21 protein-coding genes are annotated in these 20,891 nt (G+C 42.9%); 12 read left to right on the forward strand and 9 right to left on the reverse strand.

Features of this window, described 5'->3' with window-relative positions; genetic code table 11:
- The first annotated feature begins 5 nt into the window (after positions 1-5).
- Positions 6-932: a GGDEF domain-containing response regulator gene (locus KPL72_RS12410; protein ID WP_219703015.1), complete on the forward strand. Its 927-nt coding sequence runs from the start codon at positions 6-8 to the stop codon at positions 930-932.
- Between the two features lie 44 nt (positions 933-976).
- Positions 977-2,299 (forward strand): DUF3422 family protein, encoded by a 1,323-nt coding sequence (locus KPL72_RS12415; protein WP_219703017.1) that lies wholly within the window; start codon positions 977-979, stop codon positions 2,297-2,299.
- Positions 2,300-2,400: 101 nt separating this feature from the next.
- Here KPL72_RS12415 and KPL72_RS12420 read toward each other — a convergent pair whose 3' ends face one another.
- The 5 genes from KPL72_RS12420 to KPL72_RS12440 form a co-directional block, all read right to left on the reverse strand.
- On the reverse strand, positions 2,401-3,156 hold the full coding sequence (locus KPL72_RS12420; RefSeq protein WP_219703019.1) for a GntR family transcriptional regulator: 756 nt from the start codon (positions 3,154-3,156) through the stop codon (positions 2,401-2,403).
- Positions 3,157-3,225: 69 nt separating this feature from the next.
- On the reverse strand, positions 3,226-4,341 hold the full coding sequence (locus KPL72_RS12425; RefSeq protein WP_219703021.1) for an ABC transporter ATP-binding protein: 1,116 nt from the start codon (positions 4,339-4,341) through the stop codon (positions 3,226-3,228).
- A gap of 34 nt (positions 4,342-4,375) precedes the next feature.
- Positions 4,376-5,239, reverse strand: coding sequence for a carbohydrate ABC transporter permease (locus KPL72_RS12430; RefSeq protein ID WP_219703023.1), 864 nt, complete (start codon positions 5,237-5,239; stop codon positions 4,376-4,378).
- A 10-nt stretch (positions 5,240-5,249) separates the two neighbouring features.
- Positions 5,250-6,185, reverse strand: coding sequence for a carbohydrate ABC transporter permease (locus tag KPL72_RS12435; RefSeq protein WP_219703025.1), 936 nt, complete (start codon positions 6,183-6,185; stop codon positions 5,250-5,252).
- Between the two features lie 85 nt (positions 6,186-6,270).
- Positions 6,271-7,566, reverse strand: coding sequence for an ABC transporter substrate-binding protein (locus KPL72_RS12440; RefSeq protein WP_219703027.1), 1,296 nt, complete (start codon positions 7,564-7,566; stop codon positions 6,271-6,273).
- A 261-nt stretch (positions 7,567-7,827) separates the two neighbouring features.
- Here KPL72_RS12440 and nagB point away from each other — a divergent pair, with 261 nt between their 5' ends.
- The 6 genes from nagB (at position 7,828) to KPL72_RS12470 (ending at position 12,475) form a co-directional block, all read left to right on the forward strand.
- Positions 7,828-8,628, forward strand: coding sequence for a glucosamine-6-phosphate deaminase (nagB, locus tag KPL72_RS12445; RefSeq protein ID WP_219703029.1), 801 nt, complete (start codon positions 7,828-7,830; stop codon positions 8,626-8,628).
- Positions 8,625-9,506 (forward strand): glucosamine kinase nucleotide-binding domain-containing protein, encoded by an 882-nt coding sequence (locus KPL72_RS12450; protein WP_219703031.1) that lies wholly within the window; start codon positions 8,625-8,627, stop codon positions 9,504-9,506. Before nagB ends, KPL72_RS12450 begins: the two co-directional genes overlap by 4 nt.
- A gap of 11 nt (positions 9,507-9,517) precedes the next feature.
- Positions 9,518-10,669, forward strand: coding sequence for an N-acetylglucosamine-6-phosphate deacetylase (gene nagA, locus KPL72_RS12455; protein WP_249422235.1), 1,152 nt, complete (start codon positions 9,518-9,520; stop codon positions 10,667-10,669).
- A 212-nt stretch (positions 10,670-10,881) separates the two neighbouring features.
- Positions 10,882-11,091: a cold-shock protein gene (locus tag KPL72_RS12460; RefSeq protein WP_012069364.1), complete on the forward strand. Its 210-nt coding sequence runs from the start codon at positions 10,882-10,884 to the stop codon at positions 11,089-11,091.
- A gap of 215 nt (positions 11,092-11,306) precedes the next feature.
- A complete protein-coding gene (gene msrB / locus KPL72_RS12465; RefSeq protein WP_249411736.1) occupies positions 11,307-11,795 on the forward strand; it encodes a peptide-methionine (R)-S-oxide reductase MsrB in 489 nt (162 codons plus the stop codon).
- A 107-nt stretch (positions 11,796-11,902) separates the two neighbouring features.
- Positions 11,903-12,475 carry a fasciclin domain-containing protein gene (locus KPL72_RS12470; RefSeq protein ID WP_212918416.1) on the forward strand — a complete coding sequence of 191 codons (573 nt, stop codon included), beginning with the start codon at positions 11,903-11,905 and terminating at the stop codon, positions 12,473-12,475.
- Between the two features lie 125 nt (positions 12,476-12,600).
- On the opposite strand, the gene KPL72_RS12475 is transcribed toward KPL72_RS12470, so the two are convergent.
- A complete protein-coding gene (locus KPL72_RS12475) occupies positions 12,601-13,539 on the reverse strand; it encodes a DMT family transporter (protein ID WP_219703035.1) in 939 nt (312 codons plus the stop codon).
- A 90-nt stretch (positions 13,540-13,629) separates the two neighbouring features.
- Between KPL72_RS12475 and KPL72_RS12480 the strand changes: the two genes are divergently transcribed.
- Positions 13,630-14,532 (forward strand): LysR family transcriptional regulator, encoded by a 903-nt coding sequence (locus KPL72_RS12480; RefSeq protein ID WP_219703037.1) that lies wholly within the window; start codon positions 13,630-13,632, stop codon positions 14,530-14,532.
- 269 nt (positions 14,533-14,801) lie between these two features.
- Here the strand turns inward: KPL72_RS12480 and trpA are convergent, their stop codons facing one another.
- Entirely contained in the window at positions 14,802-15,587 is a 786-nt protein-coding gene (gene trpA / locus KPL72_RS12485) for a tryptophan synthase subunit alpha (RefSeq protein WP_219703039.1), read from the reverse strand.
- Positions 15,584-16,840, reverse strand: a complete 1,257-nt coding sequence (trpB, locus tag KPL72_RS12490; RefSeq protein WP_219703041.1) for a tryptophan synthase subunit beta — start codon at positions 16,838-16,840, stop codon at positions 15,584-15,586. Before trpB ends, trpA begins: the two co-directional genes overlap by 4 nt.
- Before the next feature lie 232 nt (positions 16,841-17,072).
- Here trpB and KPL72_RS12495 point away from each other — a divergent pair, with 232 nt between their 5' ends.
- Complete coding sequence (locus tag KPL72_RS12495; protein ID WP_212918425.1) at positions 17,073-18,029, forward strand: GGDEF domain-containing protein; 957 nt, start codon at positions 17,073-17,075, stop codon at positions 18,027-18,029.
- A 123-nt stretch (positions 18,030-18,152) separates the two neighbouring features.
- Entirely contained in the window at positions 18,153-18,737 is a 585-nt protein-coding gene (locus KPL72_RS12500) for a TetR/AcrR family transcriptional regulator (RefSeq protein WP_219703043.1), read from the forward strand.
- 76 nt (positions 18,738-18,813) lie between these two features.
- On the opposite strand, the gene KPL72_RS12505 is transcribed toward KPL72_RS12500, so the two are convergent.
- Positions 18,814-20,058: a multidrug effflux MFS transporter gene (locus KPL72_RS12505; RefSeq protein WP_219703045.1), complete on the reverse strand. Its 1,245-nt coding sequence runs from the start codon at positions 20,056-20,058 to the stop codon at positions 18,814-18,816.
- Positions 20,059-20,412: 354 nt separating this feature from the next.
- Here KPL72_RS12505 and KPL72_RS12510 point away from each other — a divergent pair.
- Positions 20,413-20,891: phage tail protein (locus tag KPL72_RS12510; RefSeq protein WP_219703047.1), on the forward strand; the 479-nt coding region annotated here is incomplete at its 3' end.

Genomic DNA, 20,891 nt, shown 5'->3' on the forward strand with positions numbered 1-20,891 from the left:
AGACGATGACAGAAGAGCAAAGCATTTTAGTCATTGATGACGAAAAAATTAATCTGAAAATAATCAGCGATATGCTTAACGATGATGTTGTCGTTATGCTTGCAAAAAGTGGCGAGCAGGGTATCAGAAAAGCCATTGAATATCAGCCTGATTTGATTTTATTAGATGTGGTAATGCCTGAAATGGATGGCTTTGAAACCATGGCTCGTCTTCGCCATGATGCGCGTACAAGTGCTATTCCTGTGATTTTTATTACCGCCTTAAATGATTCGAGTCATGAAGAAAAAGCGTTATTAATGGGGGCCAGTGATTACATTCAAAAACCATTGCACACGAATATAGTTCAGGCTCGTGTGCGTCTTCATTTGCAGCTTGCGAAACAGCGTAAAATGTTAGAAAAATTAGCCAATATTGATCCTTTAACATCGCTTGCCAATCGTCGTAAATATCAAGATGTTCTTGAACAAGAATGGCAAAGAGCCATGGCCCATCAAGCCTGCCTTTCTTTATTAGTGATTGATATCGACAATTTCAAACAGTATAACGATTGTTATGGGCACGCCACAGGTGACAAGGTGCTTCAGCAAGTGGCTACAGTATTAGCCAACCAAGTTGTAGATAAAGGTCTTGTAGCGCGGTATGGTGGTGAAGAATTTGTGGTTTTGTTGCCTGATCATTCTCAAGAAGAGTCAATTGAAGTGGCCCGTCGTTGTATGCAAGGTGTCGAGGCGCTGAACTTGGCTTACAGTCATGAAGACTTTAGTGGCAAAGTAACGGTCAGTGTTGGGGGCGCTACAAAATCGCCTAGCCAAAAATGTCGCAGCGAGGACTTTTTTAATGCTGCAGATGATATGCTTGGACTTGCTAAAAAAAGCGGTAAAAATAAAATATTATGGAACTTACCGAGTAACCTACACGCAGTTGTTGAGTGATATTTTTTTAAATCACTCTAAAAGAAGGTTTGACAGATAACACAATGAACAAGGTTAATAATTCATACGGCTTAGAGATGCATCCATTACGAGATGCGCTGTATGCAGAGCTGCATTCACGTCCTTTTCAGGTGCTTCCTAGTCCAGCTAGAATCAGTTATCTCGCAGTAATTGTTGGAGCAGATCAAAAACAAGCAGAGTTCGAACATTTCTGTTTACTATACAATCATTTTAATGGTACGCCGCCTGAAAATGACAGTGTGTGTTTTGAGGTAGATTTTGGTCATTTTAAGGTTCGCCGCGATAAGCACCTTGAATTTATCTCTTACATGATTATCCACACTCAGGTCGATACGGAGCTGGGTTTTTTTGATCAAAATGCCTTGGCTTATTTACCGCTTGAGTGGTTATCAAGCATGCCTGGCATTACCATTGCCGCTTTTCATGTGTCGGTTGAAGATGCCCGAACTATTCCTGAACCAGATCTGGCCCTTGTTAAAAGCCACTTTGAAGGTATGCGTTTAGTCGGTAGTCGACCTCAAAATGGTGATGCTCAAGTTTGGACCACTTTTCAGCTGCACAGTGATGGCTGTGGGCGCTTTTTGATTTACAACAAGCGTATGAGTGATAGTCAACTGGGCCGCATGGTTCAGCGCGTAGTCGAGATTGAAACCTACCGTTTGATGGCGTTATTGGCATTGCCCATGGCACGTAAGTACAACGCAGAACTGGTTGCGATGGACGAAGAGTTGGCTCAAACCACCGCCAGCTTGTCAGATGCAACAGAGCCACTTGATGAACAAGCCCTGTTGAGTGAGTTAATCGATATGGCTGCTTGGGTTGAAGCGACTCGCTCTAAAACGTCTTTTCGATTCAGTGCCACAAGGGCGTATCATGAGTTGGTTTTAAAGCGTTTAAATGAGCTAAAAGAAGACGAAGTATCGGGGCATTTAACCATTACCGAATTTATGACTCGTCGTTTAACACCCGCAGTGAGAACCTGTAATACAGCAGGCAATCATTTAGAAAGCCTTTCTACTCGTATCGACAGAGTGTCGGATATGATGCGTACTCAAGTGGAAATGTCGATTCAATCTCAGAATCAACAATTGCTCACTTCGATGGATCGTCGTTCAAAAATTCAACTTGCTATGCAACATACTGTTGAAGGCTTGTCTGTTGCAGCGATTAGTTACTACAGCGTAGGGTTATTGAAGTTTTTGATCGAAGCCGTGTACGACAAAGGCGTGAGTTTTGATAAAAGCCTAGTTATTGGTTTGTCGGTGCCTCTTGTTGTTGGCAGTGTCTGGTTAGCGACTCGAAAAATACATAAACGCTTTTTGTTGTTGGCTAAGGCGAAAGAATAAAAGTAGTCGTCGTTGTTTTTTTAACACACATAAAAAAAGGCTTTCTGTTGTTACCGTAGAAAGCCTTTTTTGTGATTAGAGATTTGTTTCTAAAGACTTTATCAAACCGTATTATGTATCTCTGCAACGAAGTCGTAAGAATCCCCAGGAAACCATGAACGCGTAAATTCAATGGGCGTGCCATCTTGCGTTACAGCGGTACGTTCAATGTAAAGCACAGCGCTAAGTTCTGGGATGTCGAGCAGTTGAGCTCGTTGCTCATCAATGCTAATGGCACGAAGGCGCTGAAAAGCGCGAACAGGGCGACAACCTTGTTGCTCTAGTAAATCGTACAGTGATCCTTCCATCGCAAAAGGGTTGAGAATGTAATTACTTGGAATCGTCGCTAATTCGAGCGCCATGGGTTTACCATCGGCATAACGCAAACGATAAAAGCGCACAACCTCTTGTTCTGCTGACAGCTTAAGGGCTTTGCATTCATCTGTATGAGGCATTCCCAAAGAGCGATCTAGCCATTTGGACGTAATGGCTTTACCACGTGCTTTCATGACTTCGGTAAAGCTACGCAGGTGATTCAGAGGCTGCTCAACTCGCTCGCTGACGAAGGTTCCTGCACCTTGGCGTTGCGTCAATACATCTTCTTTTACTAACTCATCGATAGCTCGACGTACAGTGACGCGTGAAACATCTAAATATTTGGCCAGATCACGTTCTGGCGGAAGTGTATCTCCACCAAGCACTCGGCCTGCAGAAATAGACGCTAAAATGGCTTTTTTTACCTGTATATAAAGAGGAATGCCTTTTTCTCTCAGTGCTTGAGCCGCGCCAAATAATTCATTAACCCGATTTTGATTCATATCAGTGTCCTGAACGGGAAGGGGCTCCCGTATTCGTACTTGTTTTTCTAAGAGCTAAGTATGTCAGCTCTAAAGGGGGATAGCCGCTGACGTATGCGCGTTGACCCTTGTTAAGGCGTTGCCTTGGTGATCAAATAAATACAAGCGATTAGGTTGAATGCCAAAGGTGATCTGGTCGCCAGCTTGGTGTTGGTTGTCGCCATCCACCTTAAGCACTATTTCACCTTCTTGCCCAATATCGACATACAAATAGGACAACTCACCAAGGTGTTCAATCAGAGTGACTTTGCCTTCTACCATGTTGCTTTCGCAGTTGAGCGCCATATGTTCTGGTCGCATGCCTAGTTGTACTATATCGCCCTGCTTCAAAGACGAAGAATCGACTGAGGCTTGAATAACGCGGCCAGATTCTAGCACAAGTTGCGTGTTTTCAGGGGCAGATTGACTGATCTTCGCTTTTAAAAAGTTCATTTTTGGTGAGCCAATGAAACCAGCGACAAATTGTGTTTTCGGATGGTGGTACAAATCCAGCGGTGCGCCAACTTGTTCGACACGTCCTTTGTTCATGACCACGATTTTATCGCCCAGTGTCATGGCTTCTACTTGATCGTGAGTCACATAAACCACCGTGGCTTTTAGTTCCTGATGAAGCTTGCCAAGCTCAACACGAGTTTGAACTCGTAGTGAGGCGTCTAAGTTAGATAAAGGCTCATCGAATAAGAATACTTTTGGGTCACGAACAATGGCACGGCCGATGGCGACACGCTGACGTTGGCCACCAGACAGCTCTCGCGGCAATCGCTCCAATAAATGATCAATCTTTAGCTTCTTCGCCGCTTCCATAACCTTGTTGTTCACAAATGCTTTGTCTTTTCCTGAGATTTTTAAGCCAAATGCCATGTTTTTAAACACGTTCATATGAGGGTACAAAGCATAAGATTGAAACACCATAGCGATGCCGCGCTTAGCAGGAGAGCGTCCATTGACGCGCTCTTCATCGATATATAAGTCGCCTTCGGTGATGTCTTCCAATCCAGACAGCAAACGCAATAAGGTTGATTTGCCACAACCAGATTCGCCAATCAACACGACAAACTCGCCGTCTTTGATATCAAGATCGATGCCATGCAGTACGTCCACATCGCCAAAGCGTTTTTTAATATCGTTTAGTTTTACACTAGCCATGAAATAAACCTCCAACGGTCAAAGATATAAACTATTATTTGACCGCTCCGCTGGTTAAGCCGCGGATCAATTGTCTTGAAAAAATGGTGTATAGGATCAGTACAGGAACGATCGCCAAAGTTAACGCTGACAAAACCGAGTTCCAATCAGTAACGTATTGCCCCACAAATTGCTGTACGCCAAGGGTAATAGTGCGTGTTTCCTCACCTGGTGCGAGTATCAGCGGGAACCATAAATCATTCCAAATCGGAATCATGGTGAATACGGCAACGGTTGCCATCGCAGGTTTCAGAAGTGGCAAGATCACACAAAAGAAAATCTTGTATTCGCTAACTGAATCGCAACGCGCAGCCTCTGTGAGTTCCTTCGGAATAGTGCGTACAAACTCCGATAATATGTACACGGCAAGGGGCAGGCCTTGCGCTATGTACACTAAAACTAGCGCGGTAAGCGTATTCACAAGATCCAAGCTGACCATCAGGCTTAAAATACTCACCGTGCCAAGACGGATCGGTATCATGATGCCCATGGCAAACAAAAAGGTAATCAATAAGTTGCCCTTAAATTTGTATTCAGTCAGCGCCCAAGCGGCCATCGCGCCAAGTAAAAGCACCAAACCTACCGCCAAAATAGTGACGACCAAACTGTTCCAAGAATACAAACCGAAGTCTGATCTCAATAACACTTGCTGGAAGCCCACTAGGGTAAAGGAATCACTGTCTGGTAAGCCGAGCGGATCACGGAAAATAGCGCGACGCTCTTTAAAGGCATTGATTACAACGACAATAATTGGGAAGAGCGCTATCACGGTATAGGCCAATAACACAGCGTGTACAGTGACACTTTTGGGTACTTGTCTCATTCCAGAGGAAGGTATAAGACGACTCAATAGTTTCATCATAGCCTCCTTAAAATTGGAATCGCTGAATGCGACGTTGAATAAAGAATAAGAACAACATAACGCCCATCAAAATGATCAAGAACATAAGCGTTGCCACTGCGGCACCCATGGATGCGCTGCCTTGTTGTAGCTGGAAGCCAAAGAATGTTCGATAGAAGAAAGTTCCCATTAAATCGGTCGAGAAATCTGGGCCGGCAAGGGCGCCTTTTACCGCATATATCAGTTCAAATGCATTGAAATTCGCCACAAAGGTTAAAATTGATACCATGGCGATAGTTGGCAAAATTAACGGTAATTTAATGTGCCAAAAGGTCTGAAATGAATTTGCACCATCAACCACGCTGGCATCGACAATGTCATCAGGAATATTAAGCAAGGTGGCATAAATCAACATCATCGGAATACCGACAAACTGCCAGACGGAGATAAAGGCAAGGGTGATCAATGCGCTGCTTTCTTTGCCAAGCCAAGCATCGAAGTATTGACCAAGACCAATGCTATAAAGGAAGTTCTCAGAAATTCCCCAAATAGGGCTTAACAACAACTGCCAAACGAAACCTATAATCACTACAGAAAGCATGGTCGGCATAAAAATAAGTGTTCGGTAAGTACCGGATAGACGTAATTTTGGCGAGCTTAATAAAACCGCTAAAAGTAGACCAATTGGGTTTTGTACAAGCATGTGAATCGCGAAGAATTTGAAGTTATTGCCTAGCGCGTTCCAAAAAGCCTGTGACCAAGTGTCGTCTGTTACCAAGGTGATAAAATTCTGCAGACCGATAAAGCTAGTTTGCCCTTGTTGTTCGTTGTATAAACTTAAGACGAGTGTATCGAGCAAGGGGTAAACACTGAATACAACGTAAATAAGCAATCCAGGCCCAAGGAAAAATACCAAGTGCCATGGGAAAGGTTTCTTTTCGTCATGTTGGTTGGATGGGTTCATAGTTTATCTCAATGTAACGTGCTATCTAGATAAATTGCATTTAGTTAAGAGGGCGCCCCAATGGACGACCTCTTAATGGTTTAGTTTATTGCTGAGGTTTATACCATTGTTCCAAACCGTCCTGTGTTTCTTTGGCGGCGGCTTCTGGTGTCATGGTGCCATTGATTACCTGAGCGCTGACGTTCCAAAGTTGGTTTTCTAGGTTTGGTGTTCCACGAGACAGGATTTGATAAGAGTTACGAATGGTCGATTTGCACTGTTGACGCCAGCTCATAAACTCTTGCGCAACAGGATCCTTGATGTCTATTTGATGATCAGACAATGGGAAGAAGCCCGGTACCGCATTCGCATAAAGTGTGGCGAACTCTTTACTTGCCATCCAATTTAAGAAGACTTTAGCGGCTTCTTTATTAGTTGAACTGGCATTTATGCCAATACCCATATCGGTATGATCACTGATGTAACAAGTGTCTCCTGCTTTCGCTACTGGCGGCGGAAAGGCGCCGAATTCAAAATCCGCTTGATTATTGAACGTCTGAATATCCCAAGAGCCGGCTGGGTAGATGGCAGCACGACCTAAGGTGAAAAGGTTCTGTGAGTCAGAATATTTCTGCGCTTCAAATCCTCGACCTAGATACGGTTTCCACTGGGCAAGTTCTTTCCAAGTATCTACGTAAGCTTTGTCGGTTAATTTTTCTTTGCCGCTTAGTAGAGCTTTACGACCTTTTTCACCTTCCCAATAGTTTGGTCCGATATTCTGGAACCCCATTGTTGCGGCTTCCCACTGATCAGCGGTTCCCATTGCTAAGGGTATATAACGACTTTCTGATTTGATGGTATCAAGTGTCTTGAAAAACTCATCACGGGTTTTAGGCACGGATAAATTCAATTCTTTAAAAATTTCTTTATTGTAAACAAAGCCATGAATAACCGATGCAACAGGCATACAGAATTGGTCTTTGCCATCGTCCGTGACCCATGCACTTTTCGCCACGTCAGAGAATTGCTTTAGGCCTTTTAGATCATTTAGGTTTGCAAGATAACCGTCTTTATAAAGATCTAACGCCGTATCAAACGGACGACAAGTGATTAAATCGCCAGCAGAGCCTGCTTTTAATTTGGCTTGTAAGGCAGAGTTGTATTCCGTTGGAGGGGTTGGGGCAAAGTTTACTTTTGTATCTGGATGGCTTTTGTTGAAAGCTGGGATGATGACATCATTCCAGATATTAGCATCATCACTGCGCCAACTTTCAATCGACAAACCATTTGCTGCTTGTGCTATGCCTGTGCTGCTAAGCAAGATGGCGGCTAGGCAAGTTAGCTTTGTGACCGTTTTTGTCGCTGTTTTTGTTTCAAGTGAGGCGGAACGAACATTAAACATGAGTACTCTCCGATTGTGTTTTCCAATTGTGCTGTGGTTGCTTTCTTTTTTATTAGATGTTTTTTGCTACTAAAATTTTATTCGTATTTATGTTAAAAAATGCCAATTGGTATTTTTTAGGTATTTCTTATTTTAAAAATTAGCACCAATTATTCTTTCAAGCAAATAAATATGACAGTTTTGTGGAAAATAAATGGATCTTGCGCTTTAATTGGTTTTATATTGGTTTTGTATTTGTTCTGGTTAGGAAAGAGGATTCTTATGCAAGTTATCATTCTCCCATCTGCTGATGATGTGGCCTTGTATGCGGCTGATCGTGTCGTTGATGTGATTAATACCAAAACGAATCCTGTTTTAGGGTTGGCAACGGGATCCACGCCCATCGCTTTGTACAAAGAGTTGGTGTCGCGTCATCAATCTAAGCAAGTATCGTTCCGACAAACGATTAGTTTTAACTTGGATGAATATATTGGTATTGCCGATTCTCATGAGCAGAGTTATCGCACTTTTATGAATCAACACCTGTTTGATGCGATTGATATCCCTGTCTCCAATACACATGTGCCATTAGCCGAGAGCCAAGAGGCTAGCGCCTTAAAGAAAAGTGCGCAGGATTATGAAGCGAGTATTCAGCAAGCGGGTGGTATTGATTTACAGATTTTAGGTATCGGCTTAAATGGTCATATTGGCTTTAATGAGCCTACTTCTAGTTTTGCTTCGCGCACGCGTATCAAAACCTTGTCTGAATCTACTGTTATAGCGAATAAGCGTTTTTTCAAAGACGGTGAGTTTCAGCCTCATTTAGCGTTAACGATGGGAATTGGTACCATTTTGGATAGTAATGCAGTGTTGTTAATGGCAACCGGAAAGGCGAAAGCTGAGGCGGTAAAGGCCATGATTGAAGGGCCGCTTTCTGCAATGTGTCCAGCGTCGGCACTGCAATTACATGAAGCGGCAACCATAGTATTGGATGAAGAGGCGGCTAGCTTATTAGAGCTAAAAGAATATTACCAATGGTGCGAACAAAAACGTCAACAATTGCACGAGGGAAGTTTGGCATGAGCGGTTTATATATTGGTGTGGACGGCGGCGGTACTTTTTGCCGCGCCCGCTTGGTTGATGGCGATGGCAATGTATTAGGTGAAGCGGTCGGTGGCTCGGGTAATCCAAGAATAGGGATAGAGGCGGCATGGCAGAACATTATCAATGCCTGCCTTGAAGCATGCCATCAAGGCAATATTCCTCCCGAAGTCTATTCAAAAATCACCTTAGGTTTAGGTTTGGCAGGTGCCAATCAGCCGTTAGAACAAGAACAGGTGATTGCTCAAAAGTCTCCATTTGGACAGCGCTATTTATTAACGGATGCTCATGCGGCTTGTTTAGGGGCGTTTAACGGCGAAGATGGCGCGTTATTGATATTAGGCACTGGCAGTTGTGGTGTCGTTTATCAAAATGAAAGGTTTAGTATTGTTGGTGGTTGGGGCTTTCCGTTATCTGATCAAGGCAGTGGGGCGCGTATTGGTCTTGCTGCTTTAGAGTATTCACTAGCGGCCTTGGATGGAATTTCTCCATCGACGCCTTTCACTGACAGTATTAATGCTGAGTTTTCTTTGTCTGCAGAAGAGTATGTCTTGTATCAAAATCGTGCGCCACTTCCGAAAGAATACGGTGCCTTTGCTGTTCAGGTGTTTCAATTTGCTCAGCAAAAAGATCCTATTGCGTTGAAAATCATCCAACAGCAAGTGGAATGGGTCAGTCAGTATTTAGACGCTTTAATCACCAAAGGTGCCCATAAGATCGTTTTGGTCGGCGGCGTCTCAGAAGCCATTTTAGAATATTTACCTGAGCGTTTTTCGCCTTACTTTTGTCAGCCAAAGGGTGATGCCATGGCGGGTGCCATTTTGATGGCTAAAGCTCAAATTGGAAGGAAAGCAATATGAGGGAACATAAGATGACAACGGTATTTGCAAAACGTCTGTTCGACGGTGAAAACTGGCTCACTAATCAAAAAGTGACTTTTAACGGTCAAGTGATTGAATCTATTGTCTCTGTGGCTGATTTTTCTGATGAACAATCTCTTGAGACTATAGATGTTGTTGATTTGCTAGTGCCTGGGTTTATTGACGTGCATGTTAATGGTGGTGGCGGTGCATTGTTTAACCATACGCCGACAATTGAAGCATTGGAGCGTATGGTGGCTGTGCATGCTCAATTCGGCACGGTTGCTATGATGCCAACGTTAATATCCGATGATTACGAAATAATGTCACAAGCACATCAAGCGGTTTGCCAAGCACTTAAGCAAAATATAGCGGGTATTTTGGGGATGCATTATGAAGGTCCTTACCTCAATCCAATTCGTAAAGGCGTTCATAACGAATCTAAGCTGCGCAAACCTACAGAAGGTAAACTAGCTACGTTATTAGAAGTGAGCCGCAGCGGAAAACTTATGCTGACATTAGCGCCAGAGCAGGTGCCAGAAGGCTTTATTGAATGGCTTGTTGCTGAAGGTGTTATTGTTTGTATTGGCCATTCTGCTGCGAATTATGATCAAGCAAGGCAAGCCGTGATAGATGGTGCTCGTGGTTTCACCCATTTATTTAATGCTATGACGCCTTTAATTAGCCGTGAGCCGGGTGTAGTTGGTGCGGCATTGCAAACCGACATCCCAACTTGGTGCGGCTTAATCGCCGATGGTCATCATGTTCATCCTGCGAGTATGCGAGTGGCTATTGCCGCAAAAGGTTGTGAACACATGCTTTTAGTAACCGATGCTATTCAGAGTGTGGGATCCGATGAAAAAGAAATGCCATTTTTAGGCAAAAAAGTACTTCGTAGTGAAGGCAAAGTCACCACCGAAGATGGCACACTGGCAGGGTCGGATTTAGATATGGCAACCGCAGTTCGTAATACCGTTAATCTAATTGGGCGAACACCTACGGAAGCCTTGCAAATGGCGTCTTTAAGGCCTGCTGAATTTTTAGGAATAGAGCAACATTTTGGCCGTATTAAAGCGGGTTATCGAGCTAGTCTTGTTGCACTTAATACTGATTTTTTTGTCACCGCAACCTGGATCGATGGGCAAAAAGTATGGGGTAGGTAGCAACTTATTTTAAATAAGTTGGAATTAAAGCTATCTATCCAAAGTGTATCTCTATACTATGGCGGCACAAGCTAGAAAGAAGTCTAAAATTATTAACTCTGCAATACGTTGTTTTATTCATAAAATCCTCGTCCTGAAAGTTTCTAAGTACAAGTCTATTTTTTTTGCAAAACCGGCCCCTAAAGGGCTATTTAAAACTCAGGTGATTATTTATGTCTAATACAGTGAAAGGAACCGTTAAGTGGTTCAACGAAATTAAAGGTTTTGGTTTTATTGAGCAAGAGTCTGGCCCTGATGTGTTCGCACATTTCAGCGCTATTGCTAGCTCAGGATTCAAAACATTGGCTGAAGGCCAACAAGTAGAATTCGTTGTTACTGCTGGCCAAAAAGGTCCTCAAGCAGAAAATATTACAGTACTTTAATTAGCTACTAAGAATATTTAAAAAAGGGTAAGTTCTTCGGAACTTACCCTTTTTTTGTGTAAAAAAGCACTCCTTTTTTACTGAAGCGCTAATAGCATCTCGTTGCGCTCTTTACCTATCAAATTGAAACTATTCTTTAGTTTTTTACGTACTTATTTATATCTGTTGCGTTGTCGCTATAAAGCAACAACTTAAGAACGATAAGGAGCAATGCTATGAACCGTCGAAATTTTCTTGTAACAACCGCTTGTGTGATTGGTGGTGCTCATTCGTTTAGCGCACCTGTTATGGCTGCCACTTCAACCTCTAATGAAGATTTTGAGGTGGTACTCAGTAAGAAGCAATGGCAAGCAAAGCTAAGCGACTTTGAATACCAAGTAATGAGAGAAGAAAAAACAGAGCGTGCTGGTAGCAGTCCTTTGCTGAATGAAAAACGCGAGGGTACGTATCTTTGTAAAGGCTGTGATCTTCCTCTTTATCCTAGTAGTACTAAATATGAAAGTGGCACCGGGTGGCCAAGCTTTTATGACAGCTTACCCGATGCTGTTGGAACGAAAGAAGATAATGGCTTTTTTATGAAGCGAACAGAAGTTCATTGTCGTCGATGTGGCAGTCACTTGGGGCATATTTTTGATGATGGCCCGCAACCAACAGGATTGCGTCATTGTTTAAATGGTATTTCTTTGGTGTTTCAGCCTGCTTAGATGTTTTTTTAAATTATTTTGAAAAAACTTGAAACCTTTTTAAATTCGCGGCGTATCTCTTAATAACCATGGCGAATTGTTATGGAAAAACAAACTGGAGAATAACAATGAAATTACTAAGTCTTGTTTCTGCTGCGACAATTGTAACGCTTGCTGGCTGTTCTGCTAGCGGCATGAAAACCACTGATGACAATGCTAATCCAATGGTGGGTGGCGCGCCGATGTATGCGAGCAAAAACATCATTGAGAACGCTGTTAATTCAAAAGATCATACCACTTTAGTCGCTGCTGTTAAGGCTGCTGGTTTAGTTGATACACTTCAAGGGCCTGGTCCTTTTACTGTTTTTGCTCCAACTAATGCGGCCTTTGATAAATTGCCTGAGGGCGCTGTAGCCGATCTTTTAAAACCTGAAAATAAGGCGGCCTTAACTAAAGTGTTGGCTTGTCATGTTGTAAAAGCAGACGCGCTATCTGGTGCGATCAAGACTATGATTGACAATGATATGGGTAAACACCCAGTTCCTACCGTTGGTGGATGTACTTTGATGGCCACATACATGGGCGACAAAATTATGCTTGAAGACGAAAATGGCCGTGTTGCACACGTCACCATTGCAGATGTGAAGCAATCAAATGGCGTGATTCACGTGATTGATACTGTGCTTTTACCTAAGCAATAATCCTGTAGCTGTGTGTTGCACTAGTTTAAAAAGGCTTAGCTCCTATTGTAAGTATAGGATCTAAGTCTTTTTTTTATTCTATCCCCTTTTTCATTTCACCCTTTTTTATCTTAAAACAGCGATCTTTATTTTCTTAAAGTCGCCATTATGGTTGCTAGTAAAATACAGGCACCGCCTATCATTTGTATTGTATTTAGCGATTCCCCTAACCAGTAGTAAGCAAAAATGGCTCCGAAGGTAGGTTCGGAACCAGTGAGCAAGGAAACCCTTGATGGTGTTGTGTGTTTAACACCGAAGTTCTGTGCGAACAAGGCGAAAATGGTGCAGAAAATAGCGAGGTAAAAAGTGGCTACCCAAAAAGAGAGGTTGGTTGGGAATAGTTGCTCAATAGGATTATCTGTTGCAATAAAAATAAATAATGCGCCAAGGGTAACCACATTTGCTTGAATGCTCGTGGTGCTTAGAGCTGATAGCGTTTTTCCTTTTAGTAAGCTTTTCGTTGTTACCACCATGCAGGCGCGTAATAAAGCGGCTAGTAAGATTGAGTAATCTCCTTTATTTAGATCTAAAAATAGAAACTCTAGAGACAATGTGTTTAATGTTGGCTGGCCGCTGCTTTGTGTCGTCAGTAGAAAAACACCGAATAAAGACAGTAGGGCAAATAAAACGATTGCTGTGCTGGGCAATTTACGGTCTGTAATGGCTTCTACAAATGGAGTAATAAGTACACATAGGCTGATTAAAAAAGCGGCTTTAGATGCTGTGGTATGGAATATGCCATAGATTTCTGCAAGAAAAATACACAGTAAAATGCCACCGGTCGGGATGGCAAACTTCCAGTCTTTTGCTAATCCCATGCGTTGCTCTTTGATAAAAATAGGGGTGAGCAAGATGGATGTTAAGCCAAAGCGAATCACTATAAAGGCAATTACGCCCGTATAGAGTAGTGCTTCTTTAGTAATGCCATAGCTGGTTCCCCAGAAAAATGCGGCTAACAGTAAGGCGATTTCTGGGAGTGGTAGCTGAATTTGTCTAAACGGGAGTTTGATGTTGGAAGTTAGCATGGTGATTATCTCGGTTTTTACAAAGAAAATAATGCTAACTTGTGTTTAGATTGATGATAATTACCAAATTAATCAAAAGACTTGTGACTCATGGACATAAATAAGCTTATTGCATTGTTACCAGATATGGCGGCATTTGTTGCTGTGGTTGAAACGGGGAGTTTTACCAAAGCGGCGTTGAAGCTTGGTGTGACACCATCGGGTGTTAGTCGACAGGTATCTCGAATGGAAACAGCCCTATCGGCCGTTTTGATAGAGCGTACCACACGACAACAAACCATTACATTGGTGGGTAGAGCTGTGTATGAGCAGTGTCGTCAAATGTTAGACAGTGCAAAAGAAGCCGTTGCGGCATCAGAAAATAACGCCAAAGAAGCTGCTGGGCGCTTACGAATCGCCGCCCCTGATGCTTTTGCAAAGCAAGTTTTAGAGCCTTTGTTATTGGAGTTTATGGCTTTGTATCCGGCAATATCGCTGCAAGTACAAGTAACCGATTTACGAATTGATCCTGCTTATCAGAATGTGGACTTGGTATTTTATGTGGCGGAAAAACCGCATGAGCATTTAGTTTGTAAAACGTTGGGGAAAGTTCGCTCCATACTGTGTGCAAGCCCAGACTATGTGGTAAAAAATGGTATACCAAATGCACCAGAGGATTTACTTAATCATTTGTGTTTACCATTAGGCTTTTTTGATGGCGATAATATCTGGACCTTCACTCAAGGAGAGCGAAAGTCGGTTGTCACTGTTGATGGTCGTTATATTAATAATGATGCAGATATGCGTTTAAGAGGTGTGAGGCAAGGGTTTGGGATCGCCCCTTTTCCAGACTTCGTCGTACGGGAATATCTTGAAAAAGGTGATGTGGTACAGGTGTTAAGTGATTGGCATTTAAACAGTGATTTTCAAGGCGGTATTCATATGCAGTTTCCTGCGATGCGATTCATGCCCAATAAACTTCGAGTGTTTATCGATTTTATGGAAAAACGCTAAACGACTTCCGTCAGTCTTGTCGCGATTTATCCTTAACAAAAGTAGGCCGGATGAGCCGAGGCACGAAGGCGTTATCCGGCATCATAACCCCACACAACCCAACGCCGGATAACGGTCGTACCTCCCTCATCCGGCCTACAAAGCTAAAGGGATTTTTTGGTAGAAAGGATTAATGAAATAAGTCTTGTATCAGTTTAATGCCAGCTTCCTGTCCGCCTTTATTGAAGGCATCCAAGAGCGCNGCTAAAGGGATTTTTTGGTAGAAAGGATTAATGAAATAAGTCTTGTATCAGTTTAATGCCAGCTTCCTGTCCGCCTTTATTGAAGGCATCCAAGAGCGCCGACCCTAAAATAGCAATATCGGCTTTGCCGGTTAGCTGTTCTATCTGTTCACGGTGACGTAAGCCAAATCCTACGCCCATGGGGGCGCTAGCATGAGTTTTAATTTCTGCTAGATAATCGTCCAGTACGTTCACCTTGCTCTTGCCTTCATGGACAGAGTGCCCGGTCACGCCAGACCGTGCAACACAATACAGGAAGCCACTTGCTTGGCCTGCCAGCATGGCTAAACGATCTTTTGGTGTCGCAGGCGTTACCAGCCAAACGGGATCGATACCGTTGGCTTTACAAGCTGCTTGATAGGTTGCTGCTTGTTCAATTGGTAGATCTGGAAGGATTAACCCCAGAATGTTTTCTTCTGCCGCGCGTTTAGCCAGCTTGTCTAAGCCGAAGCGATACATTGGGTTGAGATAGCTCATCAATACAATACGGCTGTCAGGAAAGTTTTTAGCTATTTTGCCTAACTGAGATAAACAGGTTTCCACGTCCAGCTTTTGTTCTAACGCTTTATGGCAAGCCGCAACAATACTTGGGCCATCTGCCACTGGATCTGAAAAAGGAAATTGCACTTCGATGAAGTCAACGCCTTCCTCCAGTAACCTTTCCATCCAACTCAAGCTTTCTTCAACGCTTGGGTAGCCATAAACCACATGGGTCATGGATAAAATTGGCTTGTTTTGGCGTTTTTCTTCGATAAAAGTCGCTAACTGGCTCATGCTTTATCCCCTTTGTTTTGAGTGGTTGGGTAAGAGGCGAGGTAATCGGTTAAGAATTGCGGGAAGGTTTCATCTTCCACTGCTTTTGCCACGTTAAAGATATCCTTGTCACCTCGACCAGAAAGATTGATAACGATCTTTGAGTCTTTAGGTAAGTTCGGTGCATCTTTAAAAGCGCCCGCTAGTGCATGAGAAGATTCAAGTGCTGGAATGATACCTTCTTTTTTCAGTAGGAGAGTACAAGCGGCAATTACTTCATCGTCCATGGCGTAGGTCATTTTGATGCGACCAATTTCCGCCAAATGGGCAATGATAGGAGAAACGCCCACATAGTCTAAACCGGCTGCAATAGAGTGGGTTTCTTGTAGCTGTCCAGCGTCATCTTGTAGGAACATAGTCGCAAAGCCTTGTGCAATACCAGGCTGTCCAAGATTGTGAGACAAACGAATAGAATGCTCGCCAAGCTCCAAACCTTTACCGCCTGCTTCGACGCCGACCATTTCCACTTCTTTATCATCGAGGAAAGGTAGGAACAAACCACAAGCATTCGAACCACCGCCAACGCAAGCATACAAACGATCTGGAAATTGGCCGAATTGCGCCACACTTTGCTCGCGAACTTCGTTGCCAATTACTGATTGAAAGTACGCCACCATTTCAGGGAAGGGCGCGCACCCACAAGAGGTGCCAATTAAATAATGACTTTCCTCATGGCTAGAAGACCAGTCACGTAGTGCTTCGTCTAATGCATCGCGCAGGGTTTGTGCGCCAGTGGTAACGGGCACGACAGTGGCGCCAAGTTGTTTCATCCAAAAAACATTTGGGTACTGACGTTCAATGTCTTTTGCACCCATGTAAATAGTGCATTCTAGGCCTAAGCGGGCAGCAACAAGAGCCGTTGCAATGCCGTGTTGTCCAGCGCCTGTTTCTGCAATGACGCGCTTCTTACCCATGCGCTTGACCAACAAACCTTGGCCAATCACGTTGTTCATCTTGTGCGCGCCACTGTGGTTTAAATCTTCACGCTTTAAGTAGATTTGTGCGCCGCCAAAGTGTTCGGTCAAATTCGCACAAAAAGTAAGTGGCGTAGGGCGGCCAGAAAACTGCTGCCATTGTTTGTTCAGCTCAGCGAGAAACTCTGGGTCGTTTTTGGCTTCTTCGAACGCATGTAAAATTTGCTGTTGGCTCGAATAAAGGATTTCAGGAATATAGCTGCCGCCGTATTGCCCGTAGAAACCGTTCTCGCTTTGCATGACTTGCTCCTAAAATTGCTATTTTTTATCAATTAAATTAACTATACCGTTTAGTTAATTTAATACGGCGTTGATTAGCCGTCAAGTGTATTTTTCTTGAGCGATTGTCGTTTTGTGTTTTTGATAAAACCTTTGATCTTTATCATTCGCTCTAAGAGTTTCGCAAGTTACGGGTTAATGCTCAATTTACTGCTACAATTTTAGTGAGATAATTTTATGCACAGGGTTCTTTATGATTAAGCCGGAAATTCCAAAAAATGAAGCTGAACGATTGCATGCATTAAGAGCATTGCGAATTCTTGATACTTCCTATGAAGAACGATTTGATCGCATTACTCGGATGGCTAAGCGGATGTTTAGTGTTTCTATCTCGTTAATTAGTCTGATAGATGAAAGCCGCCAATGGTTCAAATCTCGGCAGGGGCTTGATGTGATTGAAACATCACGAGATGTTTCGTTTTGTGGCCATGCTATTAATCAGGATGGTTTGTTTATCATTACTGATGCGTTAATTGATGAGCGATTTTTTGATAATCCGCTTGTTACAGACGCACCGAATATTCGTTTTTATGCAGGCTGTCCTTTGAAACTTCGCCAAGGAATTAATATTGGTACTTTGTGCATCATAGATAGTAAGCCAAGGGTATTTGATGAAGAGGACCAACTACTGCTTAAAGATTTAGGTACGATCATTGAGCAGGAAATACAATCTATTCAGCTGGCAACCTTAGACGAGCTCACTTTGATTTCTAATCGACGTGGCTTTATGACCATGGTCAATCATATGCTCAAAGTGTGTCAGCGTGATAAAAAAACGATGTCTTTTGTTGTCTTTGACCTTAATAAGTTTAAAGCGATAAATGATAACTATGGACACCATGAAGGTGATTTTGTATTGGCTAAATTCGCTCAGATAATGCTTGAGTCATTTAGTGAATATGATGTGATCGGTCGCTTAGGTGGTGATGAATTTGTTGCTATGTTGAGTGACCGTACAGATGAAGAGATTAGTGTCTTTTTAGAGCATTTTGCGGCATGTGTCGATGAAGTGAATGATAGTTTGAAAAAGCCTTATAGGATTCAATACAGCGCAGGCGTTACTCATTTCTCGCATGACACTGACAAATCGATTGAAGAGATGATTCAATGTGCTGATGCTGCTATGTATCAGCAGAAGAAAAATAGGTAGCGCCCCTTTCGTTATCATAATTTGCTATTATCTACCGATGTCGCTTTTTCAAATATAGAAAGCAACGTTACATCAATGGGTTAGAGTTCCGTTAGATAATACAAAACTTGTTTAGAGGGCGTTATGGCAAGAGGAAGACCCAGTAAAAAAACTCATATTGTCGAGGCAGCGTGTGGTTTATTTACTCTACAGGGCTATCAAAGTACCAGTATTGACCAAGTTGTTGTTACAGCTGGTGTGTCGAAACCCACTGTGTACAGTAATTTCCCGACCAAGTTGGTGTTGTGGGAAACGGCGTTAATCTTGTTAACTGAACAAGCACATGATGAGATGCAAAAGATCTTGGTGCGTTTGCAAACAAAGAAAAATCTCACGCTTATTTCTGGTTGGATATTGCTTTGGGAGACTTGGGTTAATAAAGTCGAGCGCCTTGCTGTGTATCGTATTTTGCTTGGCGAGCAGCATAAAATGTTGCCGTCTACCTTTGTATTGTTTACTGAATTTGAAGCAGTGCTGGAGTCGACGTTATTGGCATGGATTTCTGAGTTTTCTGTATCACCGATGAATTTCTTTGCGTTGAAAGCGGTGAGTAAAGAAGCGCTTTTGATGCCTGCATTGATGAAGCAGTCGATGATGGCTAGTGCTGAACTAGAAAGTCAGCTTGATGAATTCCTAATAGGTATGAACAATACAAAAAAAGCCAAATAGTACCGACTGTTTGGCTTTCTAAGTGTCTTTCTAACAAGGGCTTAACATCTTTCTAAAAAGTTCTTAGATGATTGAATTAAGCGGTAGCGCTTGTTTCTTCAATTACTTCTTCAACTCGTCCTTTCTCTGCCCAGTACATGATGCAAATTGCTAGTGAACCCATAATCACGAAGCCGCCAGAGATTGGCATCAAGGTGTTGTTGTACATTTGGCCTATGACGGTGCCGATACTCATAGACATAATGGACGAGACCGAGCCGATGACCGCCGATGCAATGCCTGCCACATGTCCCATTGGTTCCATGGCCAGTGAGTTAACGTTACCGAATAACAAGCCAAAGCAGAAGAATAAAATCGACGCGTATACCAAGAACATCCACAAGCTTATCGTCACAAAAGTGTGCAAAGCAAAAAATGCAATGGATGCGATAACGACAACGCAAATAGCGCGGAAGGCGATGTATTTCGCGCCATGTTTTTCAACGATGCGAGAGTTAATCAAAGAAGAAAAGCCCAATACTAAAGCTAGTAAACCGAAGTAGAGTGCAAATAAATTTCCAGTGTTGAATTGCACCTGAAATATTTGCTGTGAAGAGTTCAAATAACCAATAAAGCTACCGAAGAACAACCCCATGCAAATGGTGTAACTCGCGGTAATTCGATTCGTTACCACTTCTTTAAAACCATCTAAAAAGCCTTTTTTCGAAAAAGGAATACGGTTTGATTTTGGTAGCGTTTCTTTTAAGCGAAAGCTAATCCAAACAATCAATAACACAGCATAAACAAGATACATCTCAAAAATGCCGCGCCAGTCATCGACAAACATAATCGCTTGGCCAAGTGTTGGGGCGATGGCTGGAACCAAGACGAAAATCATCATCACCAAAGACATGATACGAGCCATTTGCGCGCCATGATATAGGTCGCGAACCAAGGAAATAGCGGATATATAAGGTCCTGCTACCCCTAAGCCTTGAATAAAGCGCCCCAACATCAGCACTTCTAAACTATCGGCTTTGTAGCAGACTACAGTGCCAATTAAGTAGAGAGTAAAGCCACCAAATAGAATAGGGCGGCGACCTAGGGCATCTGACAGTGGCCCACAAATTAATTGCCCCACTGCCAAACCTAAAAACAACATGCTAATGAGTAATTGTGGTTGATTTGCTGTTACTGCACCAAGTTCGTTACCGATAACGCCAAGCGCTGGTAGCAAAGCATCAATGGATATTGCCGTTATCGACATTAATAGAGCAACTAAAAGTGTGAACTCCTTCGACCCCATACCGGAAGAAGATGTGTTGTTGTGAGCATTTTCCATAAGGTGTTCCTAAGAAAATAGTAGATTGTTGAGCGTGCACTAGGTTCATGCCTCAAATAATAGTCGAGTATTATACTCAGGCTTTATGAAGTGGCGTTTTCTGTTGTGTGCACATAATAAGGAATTGTGCACTTTTTTGAAGAGAGGTAAAAATAGATGCGTTCTGATAAAGAATTTCGATACGCCCTGGTATTGCCTAAAGCTGTTCTTTAGAAGCTATATCGTGTTGCTTTGTGTAGTTGACATTTGTTTGTCTTTGACTAACTTTAGTAAGGTTTTTGTCAACTTTTGATAGTAATTGAGAAACCCAGTGTTAAAAATAACGATGTAATTTATGGATACAAGGAATTTATCATGAAAAAAAATATGGCTGCGTTATCGACTGGACTGCTAGTGACCGCGTTTTTGGCAACGCCCCAAAAAGCCTTGGCTTGTGCTGTGGAGCCTTATATCGGCTCTATTTGTGTGATGGCAACCGATTATTGCCCCAGAGGATATAGCGTGGCGGCGGGGCAAACAGATGCCATTTCTAATAACCAGGTATTATTTGCATTGTTACGTTTTAATTTTGGTGGTGATAATAGAACCACCTTTGGTATTCCAGATTTGCGTGGTCGAGCTCCTATTGGTACGGGTCAGGGTGGAGGATTATCCGGTTTTGATCTCGCTGATATGGTAGGTCAAGAGACGCATGCGTTAACTGCCTCTCAAATGCCCAGGCATAGCCATGCTGCGGCCTTTACTCCTAGTGGTGGTACGAGTGCAGGGTACGCATCTGGCACCATCTCCTTGCCAGTGACAGGGTCTGCAAAAATCGCGACCTCTTCTTCTAG

The sequence above is a fragment of the Marinomonas lutimaris genome (assembly GCF_019426345.1).
GTDB lineage: Bacteria > Pseudomonadota > Gammaproteobacteria > Pseudomonadales > Marinomonadaceae > Marinomonas > Marinomonas lutimaris.

Bases quoted from the DNA above. Each gene is read 5' to 3' on its own strand.
- KPL72_RS12430 (WP_219703023.1), bottom strand. From the start codon at position 5,239: ATGAAACTATTGAGTCGTCTTATACCTTCCTCTGGAATGAGACAAGTA.
- KPL72_RS12505 (WP_219703045.1), bottom strand. From the start codon at position 20,058: ATGGAAAATGCTCACAACAACACATCTTCTTCCGGTATGGGGTCGAAG.
- KPL72_RS12495 (WP_212918425.1), top strand. From the start codon at position 17,073: ATGATTAAGCCGGAAATTCCAAAAAATGAAGCTGAACGATTGCATGCA.
- trpA (WP_219703039.1), bottom strand. From the start codon at position 15,587: ATGAGCCAGTTAGCGACTTTTATCGAAGAAAAACGCCAAAACAAGCCA.
- KPL72_RS12415 (WP_219703017.1), top strand. From the start codon at position 977: ATGAACAAGGTTAATAATTCATACGGCTTAGAGATGCATCCATTACGA.
- KPL72_RS12440 (WP_219703027.1), bottom strand. From the start codon at position 7,566: ATGTTTAATGTTCGTTCCGCCTCACTTGAAACAAAAACAGCGACAAAA.
- KPL72_RS12500 (WP_219703043.1), top strand. From the start codon at position 18,153: ATGGCAAGAGGAAGACCCAGTAAAAAAACTCATATTGTCGAGGCAGCG.
- KPL72_RS12425 (WP_219703021.1), bottom strand. From the start codon at position 4,341: ATGGCTAGTGTAAAACTAAACGATATTAAAAAACGCTTTGGCGATGTG.
- KPL72_RS12420 (WP_219703019.1), bottom strand. From the start codon at position 3,156: ATGAATCAAAATCGGGTTAATGAATTATTTGGCGCGGCTCAAGCACTG.
- KPL72_RS12450 (WP_219703031.1), top strand. From the start codon at position 8,625: ATGAGCGGTTTATATATTGGTGTGGACGGCGGCGGTACTTTTTGCCGC.
- KPL72_RS12435 (WP_219703025.1), bottom strand. From the start codon at position 6,185: ATGAACCCATCCAACCAACATGACGAAAAGAAACCTTTCCCATGGCAC.
- KPL72_RS12410 (WP_219703015.1), top strand. From the start codon at position 6: ATGACAGAAGAGCAAAGCATTTTAGTCATTGATGACGAAAAAATTAAT.
- KPL72_RS12460 (WP_012069364.1), top strand. From the start codon at position 10,882: ATGTCTAATACAGTGAAAGGAACCGTTAAGTGGTTCAACGAAATTAAA.
- nagA (WP_249422235.1), top strand. From the start codon at position 9,518: ATGACAACGGTATTTGCAAAACGTCTGTTCGACGGTGAAAACTGGCTC.
- KPL72_RS12475 (WP_219703035.1), bottom strand. From the start codon at position 13,539: ATGCTAACTTCCAACATCAAACTCCCGTTTAGACAAATTCAGCTACCA.
- nagB (WP_219703029.1), top strand. From the start codon at position 7,828: ATGCAAGTTATCATTCTCCCATCTGCTGATGATGTGGCCTTGTATGCG.
- KPL72_RS12480 (WP_219703037.1), top strand. From the start codon at position 13,630: ATGGACATAAATAAGCTTATTGCATTGTTACCAGATATGGCGGCATTT.
- KPL72_RS12470 (WP_212918416.1), top strand. From the start codon at position 11,903: ATGAAATTACTAAGTCTTGTTTCTGCTGCGACAATTGTAACGCTTGCT.
- trpB (WP_219703041.1), bottom strand. From the start codon at position 16,840: ATGCAAAGCGAGAACGGTTTCTACGGGCAATACGGCGGCAGCTATATT.
- msrB (WP_249411736.1), top strand. From the start codon at position 11,307: ATGAACCGTCGAAATTTTCTTGTAACAACCGCTTGTGTGATTGGTGGT.